Here is a 25135-nt window from a genome sequence, read left to right as displayed (position 1 = left end):
CCGGCGTTTCAGCGGCGCAGGTAGGCCGGCACCGCGAGTACCCGCCGGTGGCCGTCGGTGGCGACCGGCAGGTCAAGTTTGCAGAAGATGTTGCCGATGTGCTTGTTGACCGCTGCGTCCGTGACGTGTAGCTGCCGGCCGATCATGTCATTGGAGCGGCCCTGTGCCATCAACGCGAGCACCTCGAGCTCACGGGCGGTCACCCGGCGCCTTGAATCGGAGCGGCGGCCCATCAGCTGACGGATCACCATCAGGGCCAGCTCCCGCCAGGTCGCCGGCTCCGTCAGCCGGGTACGTAGCCAGGCGCGCGGCCCCTGGCCCGCCGGTGGTCGGTGCGGGGTTTGGGAGTCCGTCCAGGTCGACCAGCTGCAGCCGCCAGCGTTCCAGGCGGGCGAAGGGCAGCCCCATCAACGCGGCGGCCAGCAGCAGTGCGGCCCCGACGACCACGACGACGGTGAGGAGGCCGACGCTGACCGCCACCACGAAGAGGCACATCGACGCCGAAGAGTTCGCGCGGCAGGACTACCTCACCGACGCCGAACTGACCGACAGCCTGGCGGGCGTGCTCACGGTGGTCGCGGTCGGCTACAGCGGGCTGGCGGTGGCCAACAGCATGGCCCTGGCGGCGGTGGGGCGGCGCGGCGACCTCGCCGTACTGAGGTCGGCCGGGGGCACCCGGCGACAGCTGCTCGGGGTAGCGGTCGGCGAGACCGGGCTACTGATGATCATCGGCTCGGTGCTGGGTCTGCTCGCCACCGTGCTGCCGCTGGCCGGTGTCGCCTCGGGCCTCGGCGCCGAGACCGCGACCCGCGTGTCCGTGCAGCTCGGTGGCGCGGCGGCGGCCGGGGCGGTCCTCAGCACCCTGGCCCTGGCGACGGCCGCGAGCGCCTTCGTGTCCTGGCGCCAGCTGCGTGCGCGGAGCACCTGAGCGTGGCCCGCGACCGGTGCGCCGGTCGCGGGCCACGTCGTACGGGCCGTGGCGGGCCTCCTACCGGGTGGATCCGGTAGGACGGGTGGGGCAGGTGTTCGGGTGGGTCAGGCGTTCGCCCAGACCCGCGCCATCCACTCCTCCACCTCGTGGGAGGTCCGCGGCATCGCCGCGGAGAGGTTTTCGCAGCCGTCCTCGGTCACCAGCACGTCGTCCTCGATCCGCACGCCGTTGCCGCGGAACTCCGCCGGCACCCGCAGGTCGTCGGACTTGAAGTAGAGGCCCGGCTCCACGGTGAGGATCATGCCCGGCTGCAACTCGCTGTCCATGTACTTCTCGCGCAGCATCAGCTGGCAGTCGTGCACGTCCAAGCCCAGGTGGTGCGAGGTGCCGTGGACCATCCAGCGGCGGTGCCAGCCACCCTTCTCGCGGTCCAGGGTCTGCTCCAGGGTGACCCCCTCGGGCAGCAGCCCCCACTCGTGCAGGATTCGGGCGATCACCGCGTTCGCCGCGGCGTGGATGTCGCTGAACTTGTTGCCCGGCTTCACCGCGGCCAGCCCGGCCTGCTGCGCCTCGTAGACGGCGTCGTAGATCCGGCGCTGCACATCGGTGAAGCGACCGGTAACCGGCAGGGTACGGGTGATGTCGGCGGTGAAGAGCGAGTCGATCTCGATCCCGCAGTCGATCAGGATCAGGTCGCCTTCACGAACCTCGCCGGTGTTCTTCGTCCAGTGGATCGTGTTGGCGTGGTCACCGGAGGCGCAGATCGACTCGTAGCCGACGCCGTTGCCCTCGTGCCGGGAGTAGAGGCCGAAGACGCCCTCGACCCAGCGCTCGCCCCGGCCCCTGCGGACCGCCTCGGGCAGCGAGGCGATCATCGCGTCGAAGCCCTTGTGGGTGGCGGCGACGGCCTTGCGCATCTCGCCCACCTCCCACTCATCCTTGATCAGGCGCATGGTGGAGAGGTGCCGGGCGAACTCCACGTCCGCCTCCGCCCGTTCCTGCTCCGAGCCGGTCGCGCCACCCTGGGCGCGGACGTTCTCCACCAGCTCGGTGAGGTGCGAATCGACGTCCCGGACCACCCGCAGCCGGGCGGCGGCGTCGTCCTTGGCGAGGTCGTCGGCGAGCGAGTCGATGTGCCGCGCGGTGATGCCCAGCTCCGACTCCCGGTCGGCGATGCTCGGGCGCGGACCCACCCAGAACTCGCCACGACGGGAGTCGGCGTAGAACTCCTCGCTGTCTCGCGGGGCCAGCGGCCGGAAGTAGAGGATGGCGTGGTGGCCACCGCCCGGCTTCGGGTCGAGCACCAGGACGCTGTCCGGGTCGGTGTGCGCGCCGAGGCCGGAGAGGTGGGCGAAGGCGGTGTGCGGCCGGAACGGGTAGTCGGTGTCGTTGCTGCGCACCTTCAGACCGCCGGCCGGGATGACGAGCCGCTCGCCGGGGAACTGCTGCGACAGCGCGCTCCGGCGCCGGGCGGCGTGGTCGGCCACGGCGGCGCGGGGGGTGGGCTCCCGGTCGGGGTTGGCCCATCCGGAGCCGATGAATTCACGGAACTCGTTGCTGCTGGGAATGCCGCGGTGGCTGGCCTTCGCCTGCTTCTCGCTCGTCATGCCGACACATCCTGCCAGATCGGGTCATCGGCACCGACCCACGGTTTGCCGCACGTGGTAAGTGGTCGATGGGCTGTGGCACCTTTCCAGGTGCCGTGCCCGTCGGCGGTGCCGGCCTCCCGGCACCGAATTCGGCCGCCTCGCAGCAACGGACTCAGCCCGCCTCCCGGCAGCGGACCAGGAAGGATCGCTCAAAAACGATCACCGGCTCTCCGGTCGCTTTCGTGCCCGTTGTCTCCACCGTCACGATCCCGTTGCCGGGACGGGACCGCGACAGTCGCTTCTGCAGGATCCGGCTCGTCGCGTAGAGGGTGTCCCCGACGAAGACGGGCTCCTTGAGCCGCACCTTGTCCCAGCCCAGATTGGCCACGGCGCGCGCGGAGAGCGCCTGCACGGTCATCCCGCCGATCAGGCAGAGGGTGATGCCGCTGTTGACCAGGACCCGGCCGTACTCGGCGCCGGCGGCGTAGTGCTGATCGAAGTGCAGCGGATGCTGGTTCATCGTCAACAGCGTCAACCAGGTGTTGTCGGCTTCGGAGAGGGTGCGTCCCGGCCAGTGCCGGATCACCATCCCGGGTGCGAAGTCCTCGTAGTCCCCACCGTGCTCTTCGACGTACTCGTGGTCATTGACTCGGCGTAGCGTCATCTGCTGTCTCCGACGTCTCGGGTGGATAGGGTCAGAACGCCACCATGGCGTTGTCCGCCCCGGCGGCCGAGCCCCGGGCGTTGACGATTCCGGCCGCGCCATCGGTGCGGTAGCGGCACCACAGCCCCGCCGGCCGACCACCGAACAGCAGCGGCCCCAGCACCGGGGCGACATCGGCGTCGTGGGGTTCGTCGGTGCCATCTGCCAGCAGCGCCACCCGGCAGGTCTGGGGCGGCACGAACTCCTGCACGATGCTGGTGCCGTCGGCCCCGGCCGCCACCGCGGTCTCCCACTCCGCGGCAGTCACCTCTGGTCCGATCACCACCTGCTTGCCGCAGTCCCCCAGCGCCTCCTTGAGCACCAGCCGCTCGCGGTTGCGCAACACGTACGGCAGCAGGTCAACCTGCTCGCCCGCGCGTTCGGTCCGTCGCTCGGAGAGCACCCGGGTCCAGGGCAAGTACCGGCTGACCAGAGACCGCTCGGCCGTGGTCATCCAGGGCCGCCCCTCCGAGAGCAGGCCCATGGTCAGTTTGCTGTGCAGGAAGGTGGCGGTCTGGGTACCCACCAGCAGGGTGCCGTGGTCCAGGGCCTCCTGCACCTCGGCCGTGGGGACGCCGGCGTCAATCCAGTCCGGGATGGTGAAGTTGCGCAGCCCGATCGGGTAACGCCGCCCCGGCGGGCAGTCCCACGCCTCGTGCAGCTCCTCCGGCTCGAAGAACCGGGTGGAAAGCCCCCGGCTGCGGTGATACTCGGCCTCAACCTCGAAGTAGTAGCTGGTAACTCCCGGGACCCGGGCACTGCCGACGAGGGCCACCCGGGGCGCCACCCCCAGCTCCGCGCCGAGCGAGCGAAACATCTCGGCGCGCACGGCGAACGGGTCCGGCGAGTGGTACGGCAGGCGGCCGTCCCCGTCGGCGTAGAGCTCACGCCACACGTCCAGGCGGCGCTGCGTCTCCACCGCACCGGCGAGCGCGCCACTGACGTTGAACTCCACGAATCGCAGCCCGTCCGGGCCGACTACCGCGTCCGGCCGGGCCACCCAGTCCGCGTACCGCTCGTCGAGGAGGGGGTCGCGCAGCCAGAGCTGGTCCTCGCTGGCCGGCATCCGGTAGACCCCCAGCCGCTCCCGAAAGGTGGGCGCGGTCTCCAGGGCGGTCCGGCGCAGCAGCCCCACCAGGACACCGGACACCCGGAACAGCTCCGCGTACGAAGCCCGAGGGATGGTGATCGGCGCGGCCGGCAGCACCGGCTGGTACGGCCAGCCGGTGTCCTGCAGCACGCGGCGCAGCCGGTACCGGAGCAGCTCCGCCGGCGCGGCCGGCGCCAGCCGTTGATCGCCGAACCACGGGTGTCCCGTCGTGGCGACCGGTTCAACCCCGCGCATCCGACTCCCCCACCGCGTCCGGCAGCGGCATCGCTTCGTGGAGCGCGAGGGCCGCAGCGGTGTCCTCAATGGCCATACCGACCGTGCGTAGCACCGAGTTCCGGCCACCGAACTCGACCTCGCCGCCGATCAGACGGCCCAGTTCCCGCAGTTCGTCGGCGACGAGCAGACCAGCGGCGAGGGCGGCCCGAACCTCGCCCGCACCGTCCACCGCGGCGGCCTGGTCCTCGACCACGATCACCGCGTCTCCCAGCAGGGCCGGGTCCACCTCGATCGCGTCCGGGTGGGTGCCGCCGACCACGTTCAGGTGCGCCCCGCGCGCCACCCAGTCCGCCGCCACCACCGGCGTGCTGTCGCTGGTGGAGGTAGCCGTGCAGATGATCGGCGCGTCCGCGACGGCGGTCTGCGCGCTGTCGCAGACCCGCACCCGGATCGACGTCGTCGCCCGCACCTCCTCGGCGAGCTTCTCCGCACCGGCCCGGGTGCGCGAGAAGATCCGCAGGGTCTTGATCGGACGTACCGCCGCCACCGCTCGGATGAGGGCGCGGGCCTGCACTCCGGCACCGACCACGGCGAGGTCGTCGGCGGTCGCCGCGGTGCAGAAACGAGTGGCCAGGGCCGCCACCGCCCCGGTCCGTACAGCGGTCAGCTCGGCGCCGTCCAGCAGCGCGGTGATCCGCCCGGTCTCCAGGTCGGTGAGGGCGACGACTCCGTGGATCAGCGGCAGCCCCCGACCGGGGTTGTCGGGGGTCAGGGTGGTGACCTTGACACTGCCGACCCCACGCCGTTCCCAGACCGCCGGACTCACCAGCAGCACCCGCTGCTCGCCGTGCTCCACCACCGTACGGGCCGGGGAGCGGGTCCGGCCGGTGGCCAGGTCCACGAACATCTCGCCGAGTACGTCGATCACCTGGGTCATCCGCCGTGCGCCCGCCATGTCGGCGCCGGTGACCATCGCCGTCGCGGTCATCCGGCGCCACCGAATCGGGCTTCCCACGCATCCTGACGCGCCACGGTGGCGTGGGCCATCCGGGCGAACGGTGGGCCCACCATGCTGCCGTCCAGTACGGCGATGCCGCCGTTGGCACTGCCGACCGCCGAGACCACCCGACGGGCCAGCCGCACCTCGTTGTCCTGGGGACGCAGGGCCTGGTTGATCGTGGCCAGTTCGCTGGGGTGCACCGTCGCCTTGCCGTGAAAGCCGAGAGCCCGCACCCGCACGGTCTCCTCCGCCAACACGGCCGGCTCGGAGAGCCGGAAGTTGGCGGTGTCGACACAGGCCGTACCGTGCCGCGCGCAGGCCATCGCCATGGCCTGCCGGGCGGCGAGCATCGCCGCCCAGGTGATTTCGACGTTGAGCGTGGCGGCCAGATCGGCCGAGCCCAGCACCAGCCCATCGGCCGCCTCGGCGATGGCGTCGATCTCGGTGACCGCCTCGACGGTCTCCACCGTCACATAGATCTCCGGCTGGGCGCCGGCCGAGGCCAGGATCCGCCGCAGCAGGGTGACCTCGGCCGCGGAGGTAACCATGGTCATCACGACGATTCCGGGCCGCACCGGGCTCTCCGCGAGCAGCAGCAGGTCGTGTACGGCCTCGACGCTGCCCAGCTCGTTGATGCGGACGGCGACGTTGGTCGGCCGGGGGGCCTTGTCCAACGCGTCCCGGCAGACCACCCGCGCGGCCGGTTTCTCCGTCGGCGGGACGGAGTCCTCCAGGTCGATCAGGTGCACGTCCGCGTCGTACGACCAGGCGTTCACGACCCGGTCCAGGGACAGCGCCGGGGTGTAGAGGATGCTGCGCGGGATGGCGCGCACGGTGGCGCTCATCGGACGACCGGTCCGTCGAGCGGGGCGGCCGGACGCGCCCCGGCCTGCACCAGGACCGCGCAGAGCCGCCGGATCTGCTCCTCTGTCTGGCCGGCGCGCAGCATCACCCGCAGCCCGGCGGTGCCCCGGGCAACGATCGGGAAGAACACCGGCGAGGTGTAGAAGCCGGCGGTGAAGACCTGCTGGGCGGCGGCAACGACCGTGTCGTCGCTCATCGGCACCAACCGGATCGGGTACGACTCGCCGGACTGCGCGGTGTCGAGCAGCGAGTCGAACAACGCGATGTTGGCGCGGAGCCGCCCCTGGAGCTGGTTCAGCTCCTCGGTGCGGTGAATCTCCGCGGAGGCGAGCGCGGCGCCGACGGCGGCGGCGTTCATCTTCTGCGAGTAGCCCAGCGGGCCGGCGAAGCGTTCGACGAGCCGACGCGTCTCGTGTGGGTAGCCGTCGAGCAGGACCGCCGTGCCGCCCGCGCCGAAGCCCTTGCTCAGCGTGGCGACGGTGATGGTGCGCTGGTCGAGGAGGGGCGCGTGGGTCCGCACGTAGCCGATCCCCCGCTGCCCGTATGCCGACAGCGAGTGCGAGTCGTCGTAGAAGACCAGCATGTTGTATTTGTCCTGCAGGTCGGCGAGCTCCTTGACCGGGGCGTAGCCGCCGAGGCTGTCGGCGCCGTCCACCACGTAGCAGACCCGCTCGTAGGTGCGGCACATGTCTTCGAGGTAGTCGAGGTCGTGGTGTTTGCAGGTAACCACCTCGGACTCGTCGGCGCAGCTCGGCTTGGCGTTGGCCAGCGACACGTGGGCGTTCTTGTCGAAGACCATCAGCGGCCGGGTGCCGTTGCCGAGGTGACCGGAGGCGATCAGCGGTAGCAGGCCGGTGCTCGCCGCCGCGGTGGAGACCGCGCTGATCACCATAGCGCCGAAGAGTTCACCGAGTGACTCCTCCAGCTCCAGCAGCACCGGCGTCTGCACCCGGGTGCGCGGAATGCAGTGGTCCAGCACGTTGAACCGGCGGAGCGCTGCGACCGCGCCGTCGATGACCTTCGGGTGGGTGTCGAGGTCCAGATAGGAGCAGACGGTGAAGTTCACGAACTGGTGGCCGTCGGCCATGGTGAACATCCCGTCGGCGAGGTCACCGACGATGCCGGCGACCCCGTTCGCCTCGGACATGTTCCAGAAGGTGTTGCCGATGCCGATGAGCTTGTCGTTGTTGCGGTAGCGGTGCGTGGGGGTGATGGTCTTGCGGTCGCTCACGAGTTCACCTCGGTGGGCTGGTAGCTGTAGACGCCCTTGAATCGCCGGTAGGCGTACGTGTAGAGGGCGACGCCCAGCACATGTGGCCGGCGCAGAATCTTCTTCGACTTCAACCAGAAGTTGACATTGATGTTGATGGGGTCGAGGGATTCGGCCTGGTGCCACCAGCCGAGCGGTAGGTAGAGCATGTGGCCGGGTTCGAGGACGAAGTCGCGGCGCTGGGCGAGCTTCGGCGCCACTCTCGGAAAGCGCCCCAGGTCGACGTTGTCGAGGTCGAACACGTGGGACTTGTCCCCGAACCCGCGCAGCACCGACCGGGGGTAGTAGTCGCGGGACCCGGGCGGTGCGATGACGAACCGCTTGCGGCCCTCCAGCGCGATGTTGAAGTTCTCAAACTCGTCGAAGTGATTCTTGGTGAAGACACCACGGTGGCTGATCCAGAGGTTGGCCGCGTACAACGAGCTGCCGTAGCCGAAGAACCCCTCGGCGTCGAAGCCGATCACGGCGTTGACGTCGGCCGGGCTGTTCCGGATGTTCGACACCACTCGGTGCCAGGTGTCGGACTCGGTCAGGTGGCGCTCGTCGGCGAAGAAGTCCCGCAGGGTGATGTCCCGGGTCTCCCAGCGTCCGGGGTGGTGCTTGTCGCCCGGTTCGGTGAAGAGGGTGACGGTCATGTCGGCCAGCCGAGCCGCCACCCCCTCGCGCCCGAGCCCGCGCACGCTCTCCGGCAGTGAGATCACCGTCGGCACGTCGGCCCTGAAGAGGCCGCCGGGGCCGAGCGCCTGGAACTCCTCGAACGTCATGCGGGCGACTGGTACGCCAGCCTCCTGCGGAACCGTCACGATCCGTCCTCCGTCTTCTACCACTGGGAGCCCCAACGGACCTGCCGCAGGAGCATCCCAAAGTGACGCATTCAGGACACCCTACCGACCAATATGGACCTTGTGAACGTTGGTAACCGATCCACTTCATACAGTTACTGACTAGGGCGAGGGCGGCGACCGACGGTAGAACCACGGTACGCGTCGCCGCCGAGGCCGAGGCGCGCACTCCGCCGGCGGCCCACCACGAGGCGGCAACGGTGGAGGGCTGGACCGGCCAGGCCCACACCGCCGCAAGCACGACCAGGAGAGGTGGGGACGCGAAACTCCCCGGGGTGGTTCGCTGACCGGCGCCTATAGTGATGCGACGCGTTGGCCCGCCTGACCCGTCCCGTCTTTCCCGTCCCGCGGGGGGTACCTATCGTGAACGATTTCCGGCCGCCACCGATCACCCTGGACCGGGTGACGACCAGTCGAGGTGAGCTGGTGCTCCGCGAGTCGAACGGCCGCTACGAGGTCATCAGCAACGGCGTCTTCCTGATGGACACCGCGGACGGCCGGTCCGAGCGGCTGCTGGTTGACGCGGCGATGAGCAGGTGCACGGCATCGGCGCCCCGGCTGCTCATCGGCGGGCTCGGCGTCGGGTTCTCGCTGCTGCGCGCGATCGAGCACGCGCGGCTCGCCGCCGTTGACGTGGTCGAGATCGAGGCCACCGTGATCGGCTGGCACGCCCACCACCTACGCCACCTCACCGGCGCCGCGCAGACCGACCCCCGGGTACGGATCATCGAGGCGGACATCCTCGCCTGGCTGGCCAACACCGACGAGCAGTACGACGCCATCTGCCTGGACACCGACAACGGCCCGAACTGGCTGGTCTTCGAGGCCAACGCCGAGTTGTACGCCCAGCGCGGGCTGGACCTGGTGGCCGGCCGACTCCGGCCGGGGGGTGTTCTGGCGATCTGGAGCGCCAGCCGGGACGACGCCTTCGCGCAGCGGCTCCGGGAACGCTTCGGTGACCTGGAGCTGCTGGAGACGCCGACCGCCGCCGGCGCACCGGACGTCGTCTACCTGGTCCGGGCTTCGCCGGCGGCGCGGGGAGAGCCACCGGAGTCGCCGGCATGAGCGAGGTACGGCAGCACCCCGGCGGGCGCGAGCCACGGCATCACCGGCCGGTCGTTGACCCGGGCAGCGGACCCGGCCACCGTCCTCGCCCACCTCGCCGACGAGCTGGGTGGGCAAGGACGATCCAGGACCTAGGCTGGCTTCACCTTCAGCCCGGCCAGTGCCTGCGCCAGCGCCGCCTCGGCCTTGGTCAGCTTCGCGTCGCTCGCCGCCGCGTCGGTCAGGGTGGCCTCGGCCTTGTCGAGGGCGTGGGTCAGCGCCGCCCAGGTTTTCCTGGTGTACCGATCCTCGTCGAGCGAGTCCGCCTCCGCGACGGTGCGCTCGAGCGCCAGCCGGGTCCGCGGGACCAACTGCGCGTACGCCAGCCGTAGCGCCCGGGCCTGGGCGTCCACCTCGGCCACGGCCAGGACCGCGGTGATCGCGGTGCTGCGCATGCGGTGGTGCCCGCGCTTGGCCCACCGCCTCGACCCGGTGGATGTTCCACCACCCTGGGGGTCGGGTGAACGTGGTGGCACGGCCGAACTGAGGTCACCTGGTCCGGCTTACCGACTCACGCTCGGCCGCCGGCCGAGATGGATGAGGAACTCGTTCTCCTCGATGAAGGTGTCGGTGTCGCTGTACCGGGCCAGGACGGCACGAACCGCGTCGTCGAACTCATGGAGTCGGTCGCCAAAGAGTTCCGGCTCGGCGAACGTGGTGGAGTGCAGGTAGCCGAGGATGCTGTTGGCCGACCAGGTCCGGTGCACCGGTACGACGGTCTCCTCGACCTGGTTGAACGGCGAGTCGCGTAGGGCCTGAAGGTCTGGGCGGCGCTGCCCGTGGAACGTGCCACTACCCGCCCGACGTTGATCGCCGAGAAATTCTTGGATGACCGCCCGGACCGCCAGTTCCCACTCGTTGTTGGCGACCCAGAAGCTCTTGTCGGCGAAGATCGCGACGACACCGTCCGCGCTGACCTGTGCGTCCAGTTGGTGCAGGACCCTCGCCTGATCGAGCCAGTGGAACGTTCGGCAGATCGTCACCAGGTCGGCCTGCCACCCGGCTGGTGGGGTGAACTCCTCCGCGTTGGCCTCCTGGAGGCGCAGCTGGGCGTCGGCGGGTAGCCGCGGGCGGAGTGCGTTCTCGGCCGCGGTGAGCATCTCGGCGTCCGGGTCGATGCCGATGATGTCGTCGAACCGGTCCCGCAGCGCTTCCACCACGAGGCCGGTGCCGGTGCCGATGTCGAGCAGCCGCCGTGGCGATCCGGCGGGGACCGCGTCGTCCAGGACATCGGCCACCGCCGTCGGTATGTCCGGCCGGAACTGTCGGTAGAAACCGACAGTTCCATGGAATATGCTCATAACTGACTCCTCACGGCAAATGACGTAAAAACCATAGGCATGGGGCTGTTCCGGGAGCGGCGAAACGCGCCAACCCGCTCCGGCCCGCCCCGCCGGGGGCTGCGATACGGACATCCGCCACCGCGGGATTCGATCGGGCAGATCGGGGAATTCCCGGCCGGTGCCGGACGTACTGACCAGCCTGCCGTGGCCAACCGGGCCCAGCATCGCCGTATTCGGAGTGGCGGGGATCCTCACCGTGCTGGGCAGCATTCGCCTGGTCGCCCTCGGCGACACGCTCGCCGACCGCACCGGCTGGGGTGAGGCGTTCTTCGGCGCGGTCTTCATCGGGCTGGCGACATCGCTGTCCGGCATCGTGATGACCGCTGTCACCGCGGCCGCGGAGCAGCCGCAGCTCGGCTACAGCAACGCGGTCGGCGGGATCGCCGCCCAGACCACCGCGGTCGCCGTGGCCGACGCCTTCCACCGCCGGGCCAACCTGGAGCACGCCTCGGCGTCGCTGTCGAACGTACTCTTCGGGGTCCTGCTCATCGTGCTGCTCTCGCTGGCCCTGCTCGGCCGCTACGCACCCGACGTCACCGTGGCCGGTCTGCACCCCGCCTCGCTCGCCATGGTCGCCGCCTACCTCGGCGGCCTACACCTGGTCCGCCGTTCCGGAGCGAGTCCACTGTGGCGAGCCGTCGCCACCACCGAGACCCTGCCGGACATCACCCACGAGCACGGCAGCCTCGATCGGACCAGCTCCAGCCGACTCTGGGTGCGCTTCGCGGCGGTGGGCCTGCTGGTCGCGATGGGAGGATGGGCGATCGCCCGGGCCGCCGAGAGCCTGGTGCTGGGCACTGGCTTGAGCGCGGGCTTCGTCGGGGCGATCCTGATGGGCGCGGTGAACGCACTCCCGGAGACGGTTACCGCCGTCGCGGCGGTCCGCCGAGGCGCCCCGACCCTGGCCATCGCCGCCGTCCTCGGCGGCAACAGTCTGGACGCCCTCAACCTCGTGGTCGGCGACGTGGCCTACCGCGGCGGCTCGATCTACCACGCCGCGGGCGACGCCCAACTCTTCGTGACCACCAGCGCGCTGTTCATGACCGCGATCCTGTTGGGCGGCCTGCTGGTCCGACAGGCGTACGGCTGGGGGCGGCTCGGCTTCGAGGGCATCCTGTTGCTGACCAGCTACGCGGCGATGACCATCATCCTGGCCACCTGACCAAGCCCAGGATCCCGAACGAAGCTCGTCCGCGGTGGGCGACGGTGTGCCGTCCGGTGGATCCGGCCCGGATGCACGGTGCGGGTCAGCGGCTCGTCGGAACCGGCGGAGGTGGAGTGGCTGGGCTGCCCGTGTCGCGCTGCTCGCCGTGACCGGTCAGTACCAGCACGACCAGTGCCGCCACCGCGGCGGCGCGCCGCGCGATCACCACGCACCTCGACACCCCGACTCACCCCCGTTTCGCACCGCGACCTCCCCAGTTGCCGGCAACGCCGCCGTACGGCGCTGTCCTGGCAACGAGTGGACTCGACGGTGGGACACGTCCCGCCCCCACGGCGGGGGCGGGCCCGGCGACGACGGCTCTTTGCGACACAGCAGTCCCGGCAGGATGCGTACCCGCCCGGCAGCTGCGCAAAACGCGCGGGCCGGGCGGGCTTGGGTAACTCCTCGTTACCGGGGGCGGCCGAAAGACCGGTGTCCGGCCGAAAGCTGAGTCAGTGGGCGAAAACCCCGCAGTCGGAGACTGTTGACGACCACGAAGACCGAGGAGAAGGCCATCGCGGCTCCGGCGATCATTGGATTGAGCAGACCGGCCGCGGCCAGGGGGAGTGCCGCCACGTTGTAGGCGAACGCCCAGAACAGGTTGCCCTTGATGATCGTTAGGGTCCGCCGGGACAACCGGATGGCATCGGCGGCGGCGGTCAGGTCGCCCCGGACCAGGGTCAGGTCGGACGCTTCGATCGCCACATCCGTACCGGTACCCATCGCCAGCCCGAGGTCGGCCTGAGCCAGCGCCGCGGCGTCGTTGACCCCGTCACCGACCATCGCCACCACCCGGCCCTCCTGCTGAAGCCGCTGGACCACCGCCACCTTCTCGGCGGGCAGCACCTCCGCGACCACCTCGTCGATCCCGACCTCGGCCGCGACCGCCCGGGCGACGGTCTCGTTGTCGCCGGTGAGCAGCACCGGCTTCAGGCCCAGCTCCCGCAGTTGTCGGAGCGCGAGCGCGCTGGTCGGCCGGACCACGTCGGCGACCGCGAGCAGCCCGCGGGCCCGCCCGTCCCAGGCCACCAGCACCACCGTCGCACCGGTGGCCTGCACCGTGGCACCGGCCGTCACCAGTTCCTCCGGTACGTCCAGTCCCCGGTCCCGCAGCAGTCGGAGCCGGCCGACCAGCACGCGGTGGCCCGCCACCGTGCCCTCGACGCCCAGCCCTTCGAGGTTGGCGAAGTCGGCTACCGGCGGCAGGGGACCCGCCTCGGCCGCGCCCGCTGCGACCGCCTGGGCGATCGGATGCTCCGAGGCGGCCTCCAGGGCGCCGGCGAGCCGGAGCAGTTCGGCCCGCTCCACACCGCTCGCCGCGACCACGTCCACCAGGGTCATCCGACCGGCGGTGACGGTCCCGGTCTTGTCCAGCACGACCGTGTCCACCGTCCGGGTGGACTCCAGTACCTCCGGCCCCTTGATCAGGATGCCGAGCTGCGCACCCCGACCGGTGCCGACCAACAGCGCGGTGGGGGTAGCCAGGCCCAGGGCACAGGGGCAGGCAATGATCAACACAGCTACGGTGGCGGTGAAGGCGGCGGTCGGGCCGGCGCCGCTCCCCAGCCACCAGCCCAGGGTGGCGGCGGCGAGGGCGATCACGACGGGAACGAAGACCCCCGAGATCCGGTCGGCGAGACGCTGCACGGCCGCCTTGCCGGACTGCGCGGCCTCCACCAGTCGGGCCATCTGGGCGAGCTGCGTGTCGCTGCCGACTCGGGTGGCCTTCACGACCAGCCGTCCACCTGCGTTGACGGTAGCGCCCACCACAGCGTCACCGGCCTTGACCTCGACCGGCACGGATTCACCGGTGAGCATGCTGGCATCGACCGCCGAGCTTCCCGCCACCACCACCCCGTCGGTGGCGATCTTCTCACCGGGGCGCACCACGAACCGGTCCCCCACCACAAGCTGGTCGATCGGGATGCGGGTCTCCGCGTCACCGCGCAGCACCGCCACGTCCTTCGCACCCAGCTCCAGCAGGGTGCGCAGGGCCGCGCCGGCGGTGCGCTTCGCGCGCGCCTCGAAGTAGCGGCCGGCGAGGATGAAGGTGGTGACGCCGGCCGCCGCCTCCAGGTAGATGTGGCCCGCACCGCCGCCGGAGACGATGGCGAAGCTGAACGGGTGGGTCACGCCGGGAACGCCAGCCGTGCCGAGGAAGAGCGCCCAGAGCGACCAACCGAACGCGGCGAGGGTGCCCAGCGACACCAACGTGTCCATGGTCGCCGCGGCGTGCCGGAGGTTGACCCACGCGGCCCGGTGAAACGGTAGGCCACCCCAGACCACCACCGGGGCGGCCAGCGTCAACGACAGCCACTGCCAGTAGGTGAACTGCCAGGGCGGCACCATCGCCAGCAGGATCACCGGCACGGTGAGCGCGGCCGAGACCCAGAGCCGGGTAGCAAGCCCGCGCAGTTCGTCAGCCGGCTCGGCGGCGGGCGCCGCTGCGGCTGCCGGTGGCGGCGGTACGACGGCGGTGTAGCCGGTCTTCTCGACCGTGGCGATCAGGTCATCGGGGGTCACCCCGTCGGCGTACCCGACCCGAGCCTTCTCGGTGGCGTAGTTCACCGTGGCGGCCACGCCGGGCATCCGGTTCAGCTTCTTCTCGATGCGGGCGGCGCAGGAGGCGCAGGTCATCCCGCCGATCGACAACTCAATCTGGTTGGCGGCCCGCGGCTTCGGGCTGCTCGTGGTGGTCATCGCGCTCCCTACCGGTCGGGGCGGGACCCGGCGCCGGGGTCGTCATGCCCGGGATTTGCGTGCTCGGGGTCGTCGTGATGGGTCTCGACGGCTGGGGTTGGGGTGCCGGGGCCGGTCACCTGACCGACCCCGTACGCCGCGCCGAACACCGCCGCGAGACCGAGCAGGAAGGCGGTGAGCTTCGTCGCCGTTGTCATGCGGGCCTCGGCCTCGACGTGGTCAGGCGTTGACGAGGTCGTAGCCGGCCTCGTCAACGGCGGCGCGTACGGTCTCGACCTTCATCGGGTGCTGACTGGTGACGGTCAACCGGCCAGCTGCCAGGTCGACCTCGACCTGCTCCACCCCCGGCAGCTCACCCACCTCGGCGCTGACCGCGGCTACGCAGTGCCCGCAGGTCATGCCCTGCACCTGGTACGTGGTGGTGACCATGGGAACCTCCCCTGTTGCCAGTCCAACCCCCCGAGGCAATACCCCCCAGGGGTAACTGTCCGCGACTTTAACATACCCCCGAGGGGTACGCTATCCTGATCCGCATGACCAGACCCGACCCCGCCCCGGTCCGCGGTTACACCGCCAGCAAGGACCAGCTACTCACCCGGCTGCGCCGGGTCGAGGGGCAGGTCCGGGGAATCGAGAAGATGGTCGAGGAGGATCGATACTGCATCGACGTCCTCACCCAGATCTCCGCGATCCAGGCCGCACTGGACAAGGTGGCGCTCGGGTTGCTGGACGGGCACGCCCGGCACTGCCTGCACGAGGGGGCGGCCGAGGGACGGGCCGACGAGATGGCGACCGAGATGATGGCTGCCGTCGGCCGACTGATGAAACGCGGCTGACCGTCCCGTTCTTCGCCCGGTAGTCGTTGGGAGAACAAATGGGCGCCGACCACACCCGACCCGCTCCGTCCACCCCACCCCGGGTGCGACGGATCCTCGTGGCGACGGTGGTCCCCCTGCTCCTCGCCACCCTGGTCACCGCGGTGGCCCTCTGGCCGCGCGACACCCGTACGGCCGAGCCGGGCACCGAGCCACCCCGGTACCACGGCACCGTGACGAAGGTGGTCACCGAGCCCTGTCCCCCCACCCCGGCGCCGTCCGACCCCGGGCTGACCACCGATGACGGCCCCTGTGGCGAGGTGACCGTCCGGGTCGAGCAGGGGCCGGACGCCGGGCGGCAGGTCGGCACCCCGATTCCCGCTGGACCGGGTGCCCCCGATGTCGCCGTTGACGACGAGATCATCCTGGTCGAGCTGACCGACCCCACCGACCCGACCACGAGCATGTACACCATCGCGGAGCACCAGCGGGGCAAGCCCCTGCTGTGGCTGGTGGCGCTCTTCGCCGCCGCGATCGTGGCGTTCGGCCGCTGGCGCGGTCTCGCCGCCCTCGCCGGCCTGGCGGCGAGCTTCGCCGTCCTCCTGACGTTCGTCCTGCCGGGGATCAGCGCCGGCCGGTCGCCGCTACTGGTCGCGGTGGTCGGCGCCGCACTGATCATGTTCGTGGTCCTCTACCTCACCCACGGCGTGACCGCGCAGACATCGGTGGCGGTTCTCGGCACCCTGGGCAGCCTGATCCTCACCGGCCTCCTCGGCACACTCGCCACCGCCGCCGCCCGGCTGACCGGGTACGGCAGCGAGGAGGCGATCACGCTGTCGATGTTCCAGACCAACGTCGACCTGCACGGTCTGCTGCTGGCCGGCATCATCATCGGCTCGCTCGGGGTACTGGACGATGTCACCGTGACCCAGGCCGCCACGGTGACCGAGCTGGCAACGGCCAACCCGGGATTGTCCCGCCGCCAGCTCTATCGCTCCGCGACCCGGGTCGGTCGGGCCCACATCGCCTCCACGGTGAACACCATCGTGCTGGCGTACGCCGGAGCCTCACTGCCGGTGCTGCTCCTGCTGACCGCCGACTCGCGCCCGGTGAGCCAGATCCTGACCAGCGAATTCCTCGCCCAGGAGATCGTCCGCAGCGCGGTGGCCACGCTGGGATTGATCGCCGCGGTCCCCCTCACCACCGGGCTCGCCGCCGTCGTGACCGCCGCCGGTCGCACCGCTGGCGGCGAGTCGGGTGGGAGCACCGCTGCCGCATCACCACCGCGACCGCGGGCCGCCCGCGTCGAGGTACTGGAGGCGCTCAGCACTCCCCGCTCCGGCCCGGGCGCCTCCGCCGCCGATCGACGGAGCGACCGGGGCCAGAACACGGAAGACCCATGGTAAAAGTACTCAGCGTAATGAACCGGACCCGCTGGGCGGGCCATCAGGGCACTAATCACCCAACGTATCGGCGAATTCGTGCGATTGGTCGAATATGGGGCGTGGCTCGACCGGATGAGCGTCAGGTAACCTCGCTGCCGGTCACCGCCGAAGGCGCGTACCGGCACCTGCGGGACCACCGCCCAATCGCCGCGAGGCGAGCCGGGGGAACGGGCAGCCGAAGTGCGGCTGCCCGCTCAGGGAGCACGTACCGCCCCAACCCGTCAGCTCGCCCAGCCGGCGGTCAACGGAAGGGATCATTGTGACGGCACCCCCTCGCCGCTGGTTGACGCCCGTGGCGGCTGTGCTCACCGCGCTGGCCGTGCTCGCCGGGCCGATCCCGGTGTCCGCCACCCCCACCTCCCCCCCGCAGCCCTCGGGGCACGACGAGGAGCCGGAGCTACTCGGCGATCTCATCGAGGTCCGCAACCGCGAGTACGTGAAGGCCAAGGCGCAGCTGGCGGAGTCCGAGAAGCGTCAGGCCACCCTCGAGAAGGAGATCGAGAAGGCGCAGGCCGAGCTGGACAAGCTCGGCCCCCAGGTGGCAGAGATCGCGACTCAGTCATACCGGACGGGACGGGTCGGCGCGATATCGGCGTTGCTGGAAGCAGACACCCCCGACTCGTTCATCGCCCGGGCTACCGCCCTGGATGAGCTGAACCGCGTCAACGATCAGCGCATCAAGGCGGTCAACACGATCAAGACCCGTGCCGAGCAGGCGAAGGTGGGGGTTGACGAAGAGGTCCGCAAGCAACAGAAGCTCGAGAGCGACCTCGAACGCGGAAAGCTCGAAGCGGAGAAGGCCCTCCGCCTGGTCGGCGGCAACGGCCTCACCGGCGGCCTGGTCGACGCCGAGTCGCCGGTCGCCCGGGTCGCCCCGGGGCGCAACTCGGATGGCAGCTGGCAGTCGCTTGGGTGCACCGAGGACGACCCGACCACCGGTGGCTGCATCACCGCGCGGACGCTGCACATGTACAACGAGGTCAAACGAGCCGGCTTTGACAAATTCGTCGGATGCTACCGCTCCGGCGGGCCGTACGAGCACCCCAAGGGCCGGGCCTGCGACTGGTCGCTCCAGGACAGCGGTTTCCAATCCTGGTACAACAACGACATGCGCATCTACGGCAACAACCTGACTGCGTTCCTGGTGCGTAACGCCGACCAGCTCGGCATCTACTACGTGATCTGGAACCGGCAGATCTGGTTCCCGGCCACCGGCTGGAAGTCGTACAGCGGCCCATCGAACCACACCGACCACGTCCACGTGTCGTTGCTGTAGCCGCCGACGCACCGGGGCCGGCGCCACGCTTTCGCGGCGCCGGCCCGCTGTCGTTCTCGGGGCCAGCCCGGTCGCACCACCCGTCAACGACGCGGCTCAGGCGGGAGCGGGCGGCTCCCATCCCGGCGTCGCCGACCTCAGGGTGTGCCCGAGGCCGGGAGCCCAACCTCGGTAACGGTCCGGACGACGCCGGTCGTGAGCTGGTACGACATCCCCACGACCGCGCAGGTGCCGGCGGCCACAGCGGCAGCGACCGCCGCCGAGCGGTCCAACAGCACGGAAACGGTCTGCCGGACATGGTGATCGATTATCTGGTCCAGGTCGGTAGTCCCGGCGGCCTCGGCCCGACGGATACTCGGCAGCACCGCCTCCACCACCGCACCCAGATGCCCGGGTACCGGTGCGCCGGTGGCCTCCGCTGACCTGGCCGCCTGCACCGCGCCACAGGAGTCGTGCCCGAGCACCACCACCAGCGGAGCACTCAACGCGGTGACGGCGTACTCGATGCTGCCGAGCACCTCCGGCCCAACAGCGTGGCCAGCCGTGCGTACCACGAACAGGTCGCCCAGACCCCGGTCGAAGATGAGCTCCACCGCGAGCCGCGAGTCGGAACAACCGAGGATCACCGCGAAGGGCTGCTGCCCCTCCGCCAGCGCGACCCGGCGGCCGACATCCTGGTGCGGGCGGTCCGGAGCGCCGGCGGCGAACCGCCGGTTGCCGGCGTGCAGCTCGGCGACCGCCGCTCGGGAGCCGACCGGCTGACTCCGGAGATCGCCGGACCCACCGACCGACAGCTGATCTACGCCCGACTGCAACACAACGGGCGTTTCGGGGGGATTCATGCCCTTACCTCATCCCTGTGGAAGCCCCAAACTGACGGCCCGGCGTATACGCCGACCCGGGCCTTCTCCACGCTCACATGAAGCAGAAAGCACGTCAAGGCATGCGTGATCTGCGCTTCATATGTTGGCTGCGGACGCCCCGGATGCGCCGAGGAATGCCCACCGCCTCCGGCCTGTTGAAGCTCCGGTAGCCCGGGCAGCGACCGACCGTCGCGACCCGGGCCCGCCATCCGTGCCGAGCGCCGCGTGGTGCTTGCCGTCCCCCTCCGGACGTCAGACCCCCGAAGGAGCCCGACCATGAGCACGATCACCCCCACCGACGGCCGCTCCGCCGCCGGACTGCTGGTCACCGTCGATTATCAGGCGCAGCCCAACTTCTACTACTGCGGGCCGGCGGCGACCCGGATGGCTCTCTCCGCGCTGGGTAGGCCGCTCTCGCAGACGGAGGTCGCCCAGCGGCTCGGCACCACCCAGGCCGGCACGGACTCGGCCCGGGACATCACCCGCGTCCTCAACGAGCTGACCGGTGACGCGTACCGCACCACCGAGATATCGGACACGACAGCCAAACCGGATGAGGTTCACCGGCTACGCGAGGACACCCGGCGCGCTCTGGCGCAGGGACGCGCGGTCGTGGCCAACGTCCGGGGAACCACGGTCGACACCGACGGCACCCCGCACTCGTACGAGGGGGGCCACTACCTGACGCTGGTGGGTTACCGCGCCGAGGACGACCTCCTCCGGATCGCCGACCCGGCCGCACCGAAGCGCGCATACTGGATGGCCGTGCCGAAGGTCGCCAACTGGATCGCCGAACGCGGCTACTCGTCCTGACCGCCTACGGGCCGGTCTCCCCTACAGGAGACCGGCCCGTTCGGCGCGTCCCGCGCCGAAGCTCGGATCCGTCAGCGGTTCTGGTCACCCTCACCGGTCCGGGACCGCATCATCTCCACGCCGCGATCGACGTGCTCCTTGTACCGGCCGCCGGTGCGCTCGTTGACCATGTCACCGGCCTTCTCTATGCCCTGGTCGACCTGCTCGTCCTGCTTCTCGACGTACTCCCTGGCCTGGTCCATGAATTTCTTCATGTGATCCCTCCTAGGGTCGGGGTGTTGCACGTGGGGCATTCCCCAGGGCCCGGGGGCACAAACACCGACCGCGCCGGGACAGCGTGCACCGGCGGATCACCCAAGGTGATCGGTGAACCAGGTCGCCGCCGCTCGAGCCACCTGTTCCAGCGCACCGGGCTCCTCGAACAGGTGCCCGGCGCCGGGGACCACCGTCAGCTCCACCGGCTCCGGCACCGCCGCCCGAGCCTGCTCATTCAGGGTGAGCACCTGGTCGTCGAGGCCGCCCACCACCAGTAGGGTCGGTGCTCGCACCCGGCCCAGCGCCGGGCCGGCAAGGTCCGGCCGGCCGCCTCGGGAGACCACCGCGCCGACCTCGTCCGGGCGGTCGGCAGCGGCCACCAGGGCGGCGGCGGCCCCGGTGCTGGCCCCGAAGAGCCCGATCGGCACCGCGCCCACCGGCTCTCCGGTGGCCAGCCAGTCGACGATCGCGGACAGCCTGCCGGCCAACCGGCCGATATCGAACCGCAGCTGCGCGGTGCGCGCGTCGGCCACCGCCTCATCCGGGGTGAGCAGGTCCACCAGGACGGTGCCGAGCGCGCTGCGGTTGAGGACCTGCGCCACCGCGACATTGCGGGGACTCCGCCGCGAGCTGCCGCTGCCATGTGCGAAGAGCACCACTCCGGCCGGCTCCGGCGGCACCCGAAGATCAGCCGTGAGCTGGACGTCGCCCGCCGGAACCGGCACCTCACTCCGTGCGTCCACGCCCCGGTCCTTCCCGCCCGCTCGCCCGCCATGCGTACGCCTCGGGGCCGGTCCGGTCCCGTTTCGCCCGGGTGGGCTTCGGGTACCCGGCCAGGTGAGGCAGACCGTACCGGCGCAGGCAGCGCCCCGATGGATCGTGAGGGTCGCCATGGCACAGCAGCGGGAGTCCCGGCAGCAGGCCGCTGAGCGGGAACAACGAAAGCGCGACGCGAACCGGACCCGGGACTGGGCGGACGAGGCGGCGCAGGCGCGTACCGCCGATGATCCCCGAGCGATGGCGCCACGGGACGCCGCCGGCCGCCCTTCCCAGGGCAGGCAACTGTGAGGTGTTGACCTCGGTCGGGGACCGGTCCGGCCCGGCCGGGCGGGCCCCGACCCTACGGCTCCCGCTCCGGGAGGCGGATCAGCGGGTCGCGGCCGGGTGGCTGCTCCGGGGTCGGGCGCGGCTCACTCACTGGTGGGGTCGGCCGGGTCACCGGTTCGGCGCCGGTGACCTCGACTCGCTCGCCGTGGTGCAGCAACTCCAGCGTCTCCTTCGGGTCGCTGTGCTGCAACGCGTAGGTGGTCTGGTGCGGCTGGATATCCACCCGAAGCTGGATGTGACGCCAGTGCAGGGAGAACTCCAGCCGGCCCAGGCGGCTGGAGAGCCGGGGCGTGAAACAGAGCGTTCCGTCGTGCTCACGTAACCCACCGAACCCGGCGACCAGGGCGATCCACGCACCGGCCAGGGAGGCGATGTGGACGCCGTCGCGGGTGTTCTCGTTCAGGTCGTGCAGGTCCATCAACGCGGCCTCCCGCAGGTAGGTGTGGGCTAGCTCCGGATACCCCACCTCAGCTGCGAGGACAGCCTGGGTACAGGCCGACAACGACGAGTCGCGGACGGTGCGGCGCTCGTAGTAGAGGAAGTTGCGCAGCTTCTCCTCGGGGGTGAACGCATCCCCCCGCCAGTGCATCGCCAGCACCAGATCGGCCTGCTTGATCACCTGCCTGCGGTACAGATCGAAGTACGGATAGTGCAGCAGCAACGGATACTTCTCCGGTGGGGTGTGGAGGAAGTCCCACTCCTGGAACCGGGTGAAGCCCTCCACCTGCTCGTGTACGTCGATCTCCTGGTCATAGGGGATATGCATGGAGGCGGCGGCGTCCCGCCACGCCGCCGTCTCCTCGTCGGTGACACCCAGATGCCCGGCTTCCTCCCGGTACCGCATCGCCGTCTCCGCGGCGGTGGTCAGATTCCGTTGCGCCATCAGATTGGTGTAGACGTTGTCGTTCTTGATGGCGGTGTACTCGTCCGGGCCGGTCACCCCGTCGATGTGGAACTGCCCGTGCCGGTCGTGGTGGCCCAGCGACCGCCACAGCCGCGCGGTCTCCACCAACAACTCCAGGCCGATCTCCCGCTCCAGGTCGGTGTCCTGGGTGGCCTGCACGTAGCGACGCACCGCGTCGGCGATGCCGGCGGCGATGTGAAAGCCGGCGGTACCGGCTGGCCAGTAGCCGGAGGATTCTGGTCCCTCAATGGTGCGCCAGGGAAAGGCCGCGCCCTTCAGGTTGAGCACCCGGGCCCGTTCCCGCGCGATCGACAGGGTGTGATGCCGCCAGTGCAGGGCATCGCGCACCGCGGTGGGGTGGGTGTAGGTGAGCACCGGCAGCACAAACATCTCGGTGTCCCAGAAGGCGTGGCCGTCGTACCCCGGGCCGGTGAGGCCCTTCGCCGAGATCGGCCGGCGCTCGGCCCTGGTGCCTGCCTGGAGCACGTGAAAGAGCCCGAAGCGTACCGCCTGCTGCACCTCGGGGTCGCCCTCCACCAGTACGTCGGCGGAGTCCCAGAACTCCTCCAGGTACTCCCGCTGTTCCCGCAGCAACCCGTCCCACCCGTCCAGTTGGGCGGCGGCCAGCGCGGCGCCGACCTGGTCCCGCAGTGCCGGCAGCGACCGCCGGCTGGACCACCCGTACGACAGGTGTTTCACGACCCGCAGCGTCTCACCGGGCTTGAGCACGCAGGCGATGGTGGTCCGCACCCAGTCCTCGTACCCCTCGGACTCGATGTTGGTCCGCGCGGTGGTCTGCACCTCGTGCTCCATCGCGGCGGCCAGGCGCAGGCCGGAGACCTTCGTGCGGTGGATCAGCAGGCCACCGTCATGAGTGGTCAGCTCCTCCTCGGCATACAGCGGCGACTCCAGCACCGCCGCCACCCGCGGATCCTTGCTCTGGGCCGGCAGGGTTTCGTTGGCCACCAACTCCGACTGGACGATCAGCCGCAGCGGTTTGCCGTCCACGACCTCGACCTCGTAGTTGATGGCGGCGGCGGAGCGCTGACGGAACGAGACCAGCCGGGTGCTGCGGACGCAGACCTCCCGCCCGGCCGGCGAGCGCCAGTGCACGGTCCGGTGCAGCGTGCCGTCGCGCAGGTCGAGCACCCGCTCGTGGGCGAGGAGTTCGCCGTATCGCACGTCGAGCGGCTCATCGTCGACCAGCAGCCGAATAATCTTCCCGTTGGTCACGTTGACGAGGGTCTGTCCGGACTCGGGGAATCCGAACCCCGCCTCCGCGTGCGGCAGGGGGCGTAGCTCGTAGAAGGAGTTCAGGTACGTTCCCGGCAAGCCGTACGGCTCGCCTTCGTCGAGGTTGCCGCGCAGACCGATGTGCCCGTTGGAGAGGGCGAACACCGACTCGGACTGAGCCAATACGTCCATGTCCAGCCTGGTTTCTCGGACATGCCACGGCTCGACCGGGTATGCACGTTCTCGGATCATGCCCCCGGCTCCCGATTCTCGATCAGCTCCGCGAGGTCCCGCACGACGATGTCCGCGCCGTGCGCCACGAGGGCATCGGCCTGCCCGACCCGGTCCACGCCCACCACGTACCCGAAGTCCCCCGCTCGACCGGCGGCGACTCCGGCGAGGGCGTCCTCGAAGACGGCCGCGTTGCCCGGAGCTACCCCGAGCCGCTCGGCCCCGGCCAGGAAGGTGTCCGGTTCTGGTTTGCCGCGTAACGTGTCGGCACGGGCGACGAGACCGTCAACCCGCACCTCCAGCAGCTCCTCCAGCCCGGCGGCGGCGACCACCTCGCGGCCGTTGGCGCTGGCGGTTACCACCGCTCGGCGCAGCCCGGCGTCGGTCACCGCCCTGAGGTACCGCACCGAGCCGGGGTAGGCGTCCACCCCGTGCGTGCGCAACTCCTGGAGCAGCCGGACGTTCTTGCAGTTGCCGAGGCCGTGGACCGTCTCGGCCTCGGGCGGGTCGTCCGGTGTTCCCTCGGGAAGCACGATGTCGCGTGAGGAGAGAAAGCGGCGGACCCCGTCATAGCGGGGCCGGCCGTCAACGTATCGCCGGTAGTCCTCATCCGGGTCGAAGGGGGTGAAGGGCTCGTTGTTGTCTGCGGCGCGACGACGCAGGAACTCGTCGAACGTCACCCGCCACGCGGCGTTGTGGACGCGAGCGGTCTGGGTGAGAACCCCGTCCAGGTCGAACAGGCAGGCGGTCACGTGCGCAGGCAGACCCAGCATCGTTCGAATCTATCCAGCCTGGTCGTGGCGCAAACCGTTTCGGCGGTCAACGCGCCGATCAGTGCGGGCGAAGCGTCCAGACGATGGTCATCTCCCCGGTGGGTTTGCCCTCCTCGGTGGCGATCTCCACGCCGACCCGAAACTCGGGTCGCTCTCCGGCCTCCAGCTCCGCGATCACGTCGGCGACCGGCCGATCGAGCCGCGCGGTCGCCCGCACCGGCCCCATGGCGAGCTTGCGGTAGGCGATCTCCGCACTGACGGCGAGCGGTGTCGCCCGGTCGAGCACCGGCGCGAACGCGGCCACCACGACCGCGCCGGAGGCCGTCTCACCGAGGGTGAACATGGCGCCGGCGTGCGGCCCACCGACATGGTTGTGGGTGGCCGGCGTGTCGGGCAGCCGGACCACCGCCCGGATCCCGCCGTCGGCCTCGGGGGCCACCTCGACGAATTCGAAGCCCAGCGTACGGGCGAAGGGCACGGCCGCCAGCATGCTGGCGGCCACCTGGCTCGCATCGATGCTCATACCCGGACATGTTACCGATC

At 70.5% G+C, this 25135-nt stretch carries 27 protein-coding genes and 1 pseudogene; 8 read left to right on the top strand and 20 right to left on the bottom strand.

Features of this window, described 5'->3' with window-relative positions; translation table 11 throughout:
* Nucleotides 1-8: 8 nt before the first annotated feature.
* Nucleotides 9-248 (bottom strand): annotated as a pseudogene (locus tag AC1UKG_RS02765) (response regulator transcription factor); the annotation flags it as partial.
* Entirely contained in the window at nt 190-495 is a 306-nt protein-coding gene (locus AC1UKG_RS02760) for a sensor domain-containing protein (RefSeq protein WP_482641883.1), read from the bottom strand. The pseudogene AC1UKG_RS02765 and the gene AC1UKG_RS02760, both read right to left, overlap by 59 nt.
* Between AC1UKG_RS02760 and AC1UKG_RS02755 the strand changes: the two genes are divergently transcribed.
* Nucleotides 455-928, top strand: a complete 474-nt coding sequence (locus tag AC1UKG_RS02755; RefSeq protein ID WP_482641884.1) for an FtsX-like permease family protein — start codon at nt 455-457, stop codon at nt 926-928. The genes AC1UKG_RS02760 and AC1UKG_RS02755 overlap by 41 nt on opposite strands.
* Nucleotides 929-1035: 107 nt before the next feature.
* On the opposite strand, the gene AC1UKG_RS02750 is transcribed toward AC1UKG_RS02755, so the two are convergent.
* The 7 genes from AC1UKG_RS02750 to AC1UKG_RS02720 all read right to left on the bottom strand — a co-directional run bounded on the left by AC1UKG_RS02750 (nt 1036) and on the right by AC1UKG_RS02720 (nt 8448).
* On the bottom strand, nt 1036-2538 hold the full coding sequence (locus AC1UKG_RS02750; RefSeq protein WP_018743312.1) for an aminopeptidase P family protein: 1503 nt from the start codon (nt 2536-2538) through the stop codon (nt 1036-1038).
* A gap of 154 nt (nt 2539-2692) precedes the next feature.
* The gene (locus AC1UKG_RS02745; protein ID WP_018814253.1) at nt 2693-3184 is read right to left on the bottom strand and encodes a MaoC family dehydratase; all 492 of its coding nucleotides are present in this window, start codon (nt 3182-3184) and stop codon (nt 2693-2695) included.
* 31 nt (nt 3185-3215) lie between these two features.
* Nucleotides 3216-4568, bottom strand: coding sequence for a hypothetical protein (locus AC1UKG_RS02740; RefSeq protein WP_482641885.1), 1353 nt, complete (start codon nt 4566-4568; stop codon nt 3216-3218).
* Nucleotides 4555-5538: an ornithine cyclodeaminase family protein gene (locus AC1UKG_RS02735; RefSeq protein WP_018743309.1), complete on the bottom strand. Its 984-nt coding sequence runs from the start codon at nt 5536-5538 to the stop codon at nt 4555-4557. The genes AC1UKG_RS02740 and AC1UKG_RS02735 overlap by 14 nt, the downstream gene beginning before the upstream one ends.
* The gene (locus tag AC1UKG_RS02730) at nt 5535-6395 is read right to left on the bottom strand and encodes an aldolase/citrate lyase family protein (protein WP_018743308.1); all 861 of its coding nucleotides are present in this window, start codon (nt 6393-6395) and stop codon (nt 5535-5537) included. Before AC1UKG_RS02730 ends, AC1UKG_RS02735 begins: the two co-directional genes overlap by 4 nt.
* Nucleotides 6392-7645 carry an 8-amino-7-oxononanoate synthase family protein gene (locus tag AC1UKG_RS02725; RefSeq protein ID WP_018743307.1) on the bottom strand — a complete coding sequence of 418 codons (1254 nt, stop codon included), beginning with the start codon at nt 7643-7645 and terminating at the stop codon, nt 6392-6394. The genes AC1UKG_RS02730 and AC1UKG_RS02725 overlap by 4 nt, the downstream gene beginning before the upstream one ends.
* Complete coding sequence (locus AC1UKG_RS02720) at nt 7642-8448, bottom strand: cupin-like domain-containing protein (RefSeq protein WP_018743306.1); 807 nt, start codon at nt 8446-8448, stop codon at nt 7642-7644. Before AC1UKG_RS02720 ends, AC1UKG_RS02725 begins: the two co-directional genes overlap by 4 nt.
* Nucleotides 8449-8889: 441 nt before the next feature.
* Between AC1UKG_RS02720 and AC1UKG_RS02715 the strand changes: the two genes are divergently transcribed.
* On the top strand, nt 8890-9591 hold the full coding sequence (locus tag AC1UKG_RS02715) for a spermine/spermidine synthase domain-containing protein (protein WP_018743305.1): 702 nt from the start codon (nt 8890-8892) through the stop codon (nt 9589-9591).
* Nucleotides 9592-9722: 131 nt separating this feature from the next.
* Here the strand turns inward: AC1UKG_RS02715 and AC1UKG_RS02710 are convergent, their stop codons facing one another.
* Both AC1UKG_RS02710 and AC1UKG_RS02705 read right to left on the bottom strand, forming a co-directional pair.
* Nucleotides 9723-10025 (bottom strand): hypothetical protein, encoded by a 303-nt coding sequence (locus tag AC1UKG_RS02710; protein ID WP_018743304.1) that lies wholly within the window; start codon nt 10023-10025, stop codon nt 9723-9725.
* 108 nt (nt 10026-10133) lie between these two features.
* Entirely contained in the window at nt 10134-10931 is a 798-nt protein-coding gene (locus AC1UKG_RS02705) for a class I SAM-dependent methyltransferase (RefSeq protein WP_018814248.1), read from the bottom strand.
* A 160-nt stretch (nt 10932-11091) separates the two neighbouring features.
* On the opposite strand from AC1UKG_RS02705, the gene AC1UKG_RS02700 reads away from it, so the two are divergent.
* Nucleotides 11092-12135, top strand: a complete 1044-nt coding sequence (locus tag AC1UKG_RS02700) for a cation transporter (RefSeq protein ID WP_018743302.1) — start codon at nt 11092-11094, stop codon at nt 12133-12135.
* A 450-nt stretch (nt 12136-12585) separates the two neighbouring features.
* On the opposite strand, the gene AC1UKG_RS02695 is transcribed toward AC1UKG_RS02700, so the two are convergent.
* Genes AC1UKG_RS02695 through AC1UKG_RS02685 form a run of 3 tightly spaced genes read right to left on the bottom strand, consistent with a single transcriptional unit; the run spans nt 12586 to nt 15306 of the window.
* On the bottom strand, nt 12586-14877 hold the full coding sequence (locus tag AC1UKG_RS02695; protein WP_018743300.1) for a heavy metal translocating P-type ATPase: 2292 nt from the start codon (nt 14875-14877) through the stop codon (nt 12586-12588).
* 8 nt (nt 14878-14885) lie between these two features.
* Nucleotides 14886-15074 carry a hypothetical protein gene (locus tag AC1UKG_RS02690; RefSeq protein ID WP_018743299.1) on the bottom strand — a complete coding sequence of 63 codons (189 nt, stop codon included), beginning with the start codon at nt 15072-15074 and terminating at the stop codon, nt 14886-14888.
* 22 nt (nt 15075-15096) lie between these two features.
* A complete protein-coding gene (locus tag AC1UKG_RS02685; protein WP_018731537.1) occupies nt 15097-15306 on the bottom strand; it encodes a heavy-metal-associated domain-containing protein in 210 nt (69 codons plus the stop codon).
* 104 nt (nt 15307-15410) lie between these two features.
* Here AC1UKG_RS02685 and AC1UKG_RS02680 point away from each other — a divergent pair, with 104 nt between their 5' ends.
* From AC1UKG_RS02680 to AC1UKG_RS02670, 3 genes are all read left to right on the top strand, one after another.
* Entirely contained in the window at nt 15411-15713 is a 303-nt protein-coding gene (locus AC1UKG_RS02680; protein WP_018254491.1) for a metal-sensitive transcriptional regulator, read from the top strand.
* Nucleotides 15714-15751: 38 nt separating this feature from the next.
* A complete protein-coding gene (locus tag AC1UKG_RS02675) occupies nt 15752-17098 on the top strand; it encodes a YibE/F family protein (protein ID WP_482641886.1) in 1347 nt (448 codons plus the stop codon).
* Nucleotides 17099-17396: 298 nt separating this feature from the next.
* The gene (locus tag AC1UKG_RS02670) at nt 17397-18413 is read left to right on the top strand and encodes a VldE C-terminal domain-containing protein (RefSeq protein WP_026271419.1); all 1017 of its coding nucleotides are present in this window, start codon (nt 17397-17399) and stop codon (nt 18411-18413) included.
* Between the two features lie 137 nt (nt 18414-18550).
* Here AC1UKG_RS02670 and AC1UKG_RS02665 read toward each other — a convergent pair whose 3' ends face one another.
* Nucleotides 18551-19255, bottom strand: a complete 705-nt coding sequence (locus tag AC1UKG_RS02665; RefSeq protein WP_026271418.1) for a carbonic anhydrase — start codon at nt 19253-19255, stop codon at nt 18551-18553.
* Between the two features lie 297 nt (nt 19256-19552).
* Here AC1UKG_RS02665 and AC1UKG_RS02660 point away from each other — a divergent pair, with 297 nt between their 5' ends.
* Entirely contained in the window at nt 19553-20089 is a 537-nt protein-coding gene (locus tag AC1UKG_RS02660) for a C39 family peptidase (protein WP_482641887.1), read from the top strand.
* Nucleotides 20090-20160: 71 nt separating this feature from the next.
* Here AC1UKG_RS02660 and AC1UKG_RS02655 read toward each other — a convergent pair whose 3' ends face one another.
* Nucleotides 20161-20343 carry an antitoxin gene (locus AC1UKG_RS02655; protein ID WP_018814242.1) on the bottom strand — a complete coding sequence of 61 codons (183 nt, stop codon included), beginning with the start codon at nt 20341-20343 and terminating at the stop codon, nt 20161-20163.
* Nucleotides 20344-20439: 96 nt separating this feature from the next.
* Nucleotides 20440-21087, bottom strand: coding sequence for a dienelactone hydrolase family protein (locus tag AC1UKG_RS02650; RefSeq protein WP_018743293.1), 648 nt, complete (start codon nt 21085-21087; stop codon nt 20440-20442).
* 148 nt (nt 21088-21235) lie between these two features.
* On the opposite strand from AC1UKG_RS02650, the gene AC1UKG_RS02645 reads away from it, so the two are divergent.
* Nucleotides 21236-21412 (top strand): hypothetical protein, encoded by a 177-nt coding sequence (locus AC1UKG_RS02645; protein ID WP_018743292.1) that lies wholly within the window; start codon nt 21236-21238, stop codon nt 21410-21412.
* Between the two features lie 52 nt (nt 21413-21464).
* On the opposite strand, the gene AC1UKG_RS02640 is transcribed toward AC1UKG_RS02645, so the two are convergent.
* From AC1UKG_RS02640 to AC1UKG_RS02630, 3 genes are read right to left on the bottom strand one after another with little or no spacing between them, the layout of a single operon-like run.
* The gene (locus tag AC1UKG_RS02640) at nt 21465-23840 is read right to left on the bottom strand and encodes a glycosyl hydrolase family 65 domain-containing protein (protein ID WP_018743291.1); all 2376 of its coding nucleotides are present in this window, start codon (nt 23838-23840) and stop codon (nt 21465-21467) included.
* Nucleotides 23837-24592 carry an HAD-IA family hydrolase gene (locus tag AC1UKG_RS02635; RefSeq protein WP_026271417.1) on the bottom strand — a complete coding sequence of 252 codons (756 nt, stop codon included), beginning with the start codon at nt 24590-24592 and terminating at the stop codon, nt 23837-23839. The genes AC1UKG_RS02640 and AC1UKG_RS02635 overlap by 4 nt, the downstream gene beginning before the upstream one ends.
* Before the next feature lie 58 nt (nt 24593-24650).
* Nucleotides 24651-25115 (bottom strand): DUF4442 domain-containing protein, encoded by a 465-nt coding sequence (locus AC1UKG_RS02630; RefSeq protein WP_018736809.1) that lies wholly within the window; start codon nt 25113-25115, stop codon nt 24651-24653.
* Nucleotides 25116-25135: the final 20 nt, after the last annotated feature.

The organism is Salinispora sp. CH2A1_6 (assembly GCF_056820975.1).
The sequence above is the reverse complement of the archived record's forward strand: the minus strand, read 5'-3'. Positions and strand labels throughout refer to the sequence as shown.

Bases quoted from the DNA above. Each gene is read 5' to 3' on its own strand.
- AC1UKG_RS02690 (WP_018743299.1), bottom strand. From the start codon at position 15,074: ATGACAACGGCGACGAAGCTCACCGCCTTCCTGCTCGGTCTCGCGGCG.
- AC1UKG_RS02665 (WP_026271418.1), bottom strand. From the start codon at position 19,255: ATGAATCCCCCCGAAACGCCCGTTGTGTTGCAGTCGGGCGTAGATCAG.
- AC1UKG_RS02730 (WP_018743308.1), bottom strand. From the start codon at position 6,395: ATGAGCGCCACCGTGCGCGCCATCCCGCGCAGCATCCTCTACACCCCG.
- AC1UKG_RS02630 (WP_018736809.1), bottom strand. From the start codon at position 25,115: ATGAGCATCGATGCGAGCCAGGTGGCCGCCAGCATGCTGGCGGCCGTG.
- AC1UKG_RS02645 (WP_018743292.1), top strand. From the start codon at position 21,236: ATGGCACAGCAGCGGGAGTCCCGGCAGCAGGCCGCTGAGCGGGAACAA.
- AC1UKG_RS02655 (WP_018814242.1), bottom strand. From the start codon at position 20,343: ATGAAGAAATTCATGGACCAGGCCAGGGAGTACGTCGAGAAGCAGGAC.
- AC1UKG_RS02675 (WP_482641886.1), top strand. From the start codon at position 15,752: ATGGGCGCCGACCACACCCGACCCGCTCCGTCCACCCCACCCCGGGTG.
- AC1UKG_RS02735 (WP_018743309.1), bottom strand. From the start codon at position 5,538: ATGACCGCGACGGCGATGGTCACCGGCGCCGACATGGCGGGCGCACGG.
- AC1UKG_RS02685 (WP_018731537.1), bottom strand. From the start codon at position 15,306: ATGGTCACCACCACGTACCAGGTGCAGGGCATGACCTGCGGGCACTGC.
- AC1UKG_RS02680 (WP_018254491.1), top strand. From the start codon at position 15,411: ATGACCAGACCCGACCCCGCCCCGGTCCGCGGTTACACCGCCAGCAAG.
- AC1UKG_RS02695 (WP_018743300.1), bottom strand. From the start codon at position 14,877: ATGACCACCACGAGCAGCCCGAAGCCGCGGGCCGCCAACCAGATTGAG.
- AC1UKG_RS02660 (WP_482641887.1), top strand. From the start codon at position 19,553: ATGAGCACGATCACCCCCACCGACGGCCGCTCCGCCGCCGGACTGCTG.
- AC1UKG_RS02635 (WP_026271417.1), bottom strand. From the start codon at position 24,592: ATGCTGGGTCTGCCTGCGCACGTGACCGCCTGCCTGTTCGACCTGGAC.
- AC1UKG_RS02760 (WP_482641883.1), bottom strand. From the start codon at position 495: ATGTGCCTCTTCGTGGTGGCGGTCAGCGTCGGCCTCCTCACCGTCGTC.
- AC1UKG_RS02720 (WP_018743306.1), bottom strand. From the start codon at position 8,448: ATGACGTTCGAGGAGTTCCAGGCGCTCGGCCCCGGCGGCCTCTTCAGG.
- AC1UKG_RS02750 (WP_018743312.1), bottom strand. From the start codon at position 2,538: ATGACGAGCGAGAAGCAGGCGAAGGCCAGCCACCGCGGCATTCCCAGC.
- AC1UKG_RS02740 (WP_482641885.1), bottom strand. From the start codon at position 4,568: ATGCGCGGGGTTGAACCGGTCGCCACGACGGGACACCCGTGGTTCGGC.
- AC1UKG_RS02640 (WP_018743291.1), bottom strand. From the start codon at position 23,840: ATGATCCGAGAACGTGCATACCCGGTCGAGCCGTGGCATGTCCGAGAA.
- AC1UKG_RS02710 (WP_018743304.1), bottom strand. From the start codon at position 10,025: ATGCGCAGCACCGCGATCACCGCGGTCCTGGCCGTGGCCGAGGTGGAC.
- AC1UKG_RS02705 (WP_018814248.1), bottom strand. From the start codon at position 10,931: ATGAGCATATTCCATGGAACTGTCGGTTTCTACCGACAGTTCCGGCCG.
- AC1UKG_RS02745 (WP_018814253.1), bottom strand. From the start codon at position 3,184: ATGACGCTACGCCGAGTCAATGACCACGAGTACGTCGAAGAGCACGGT.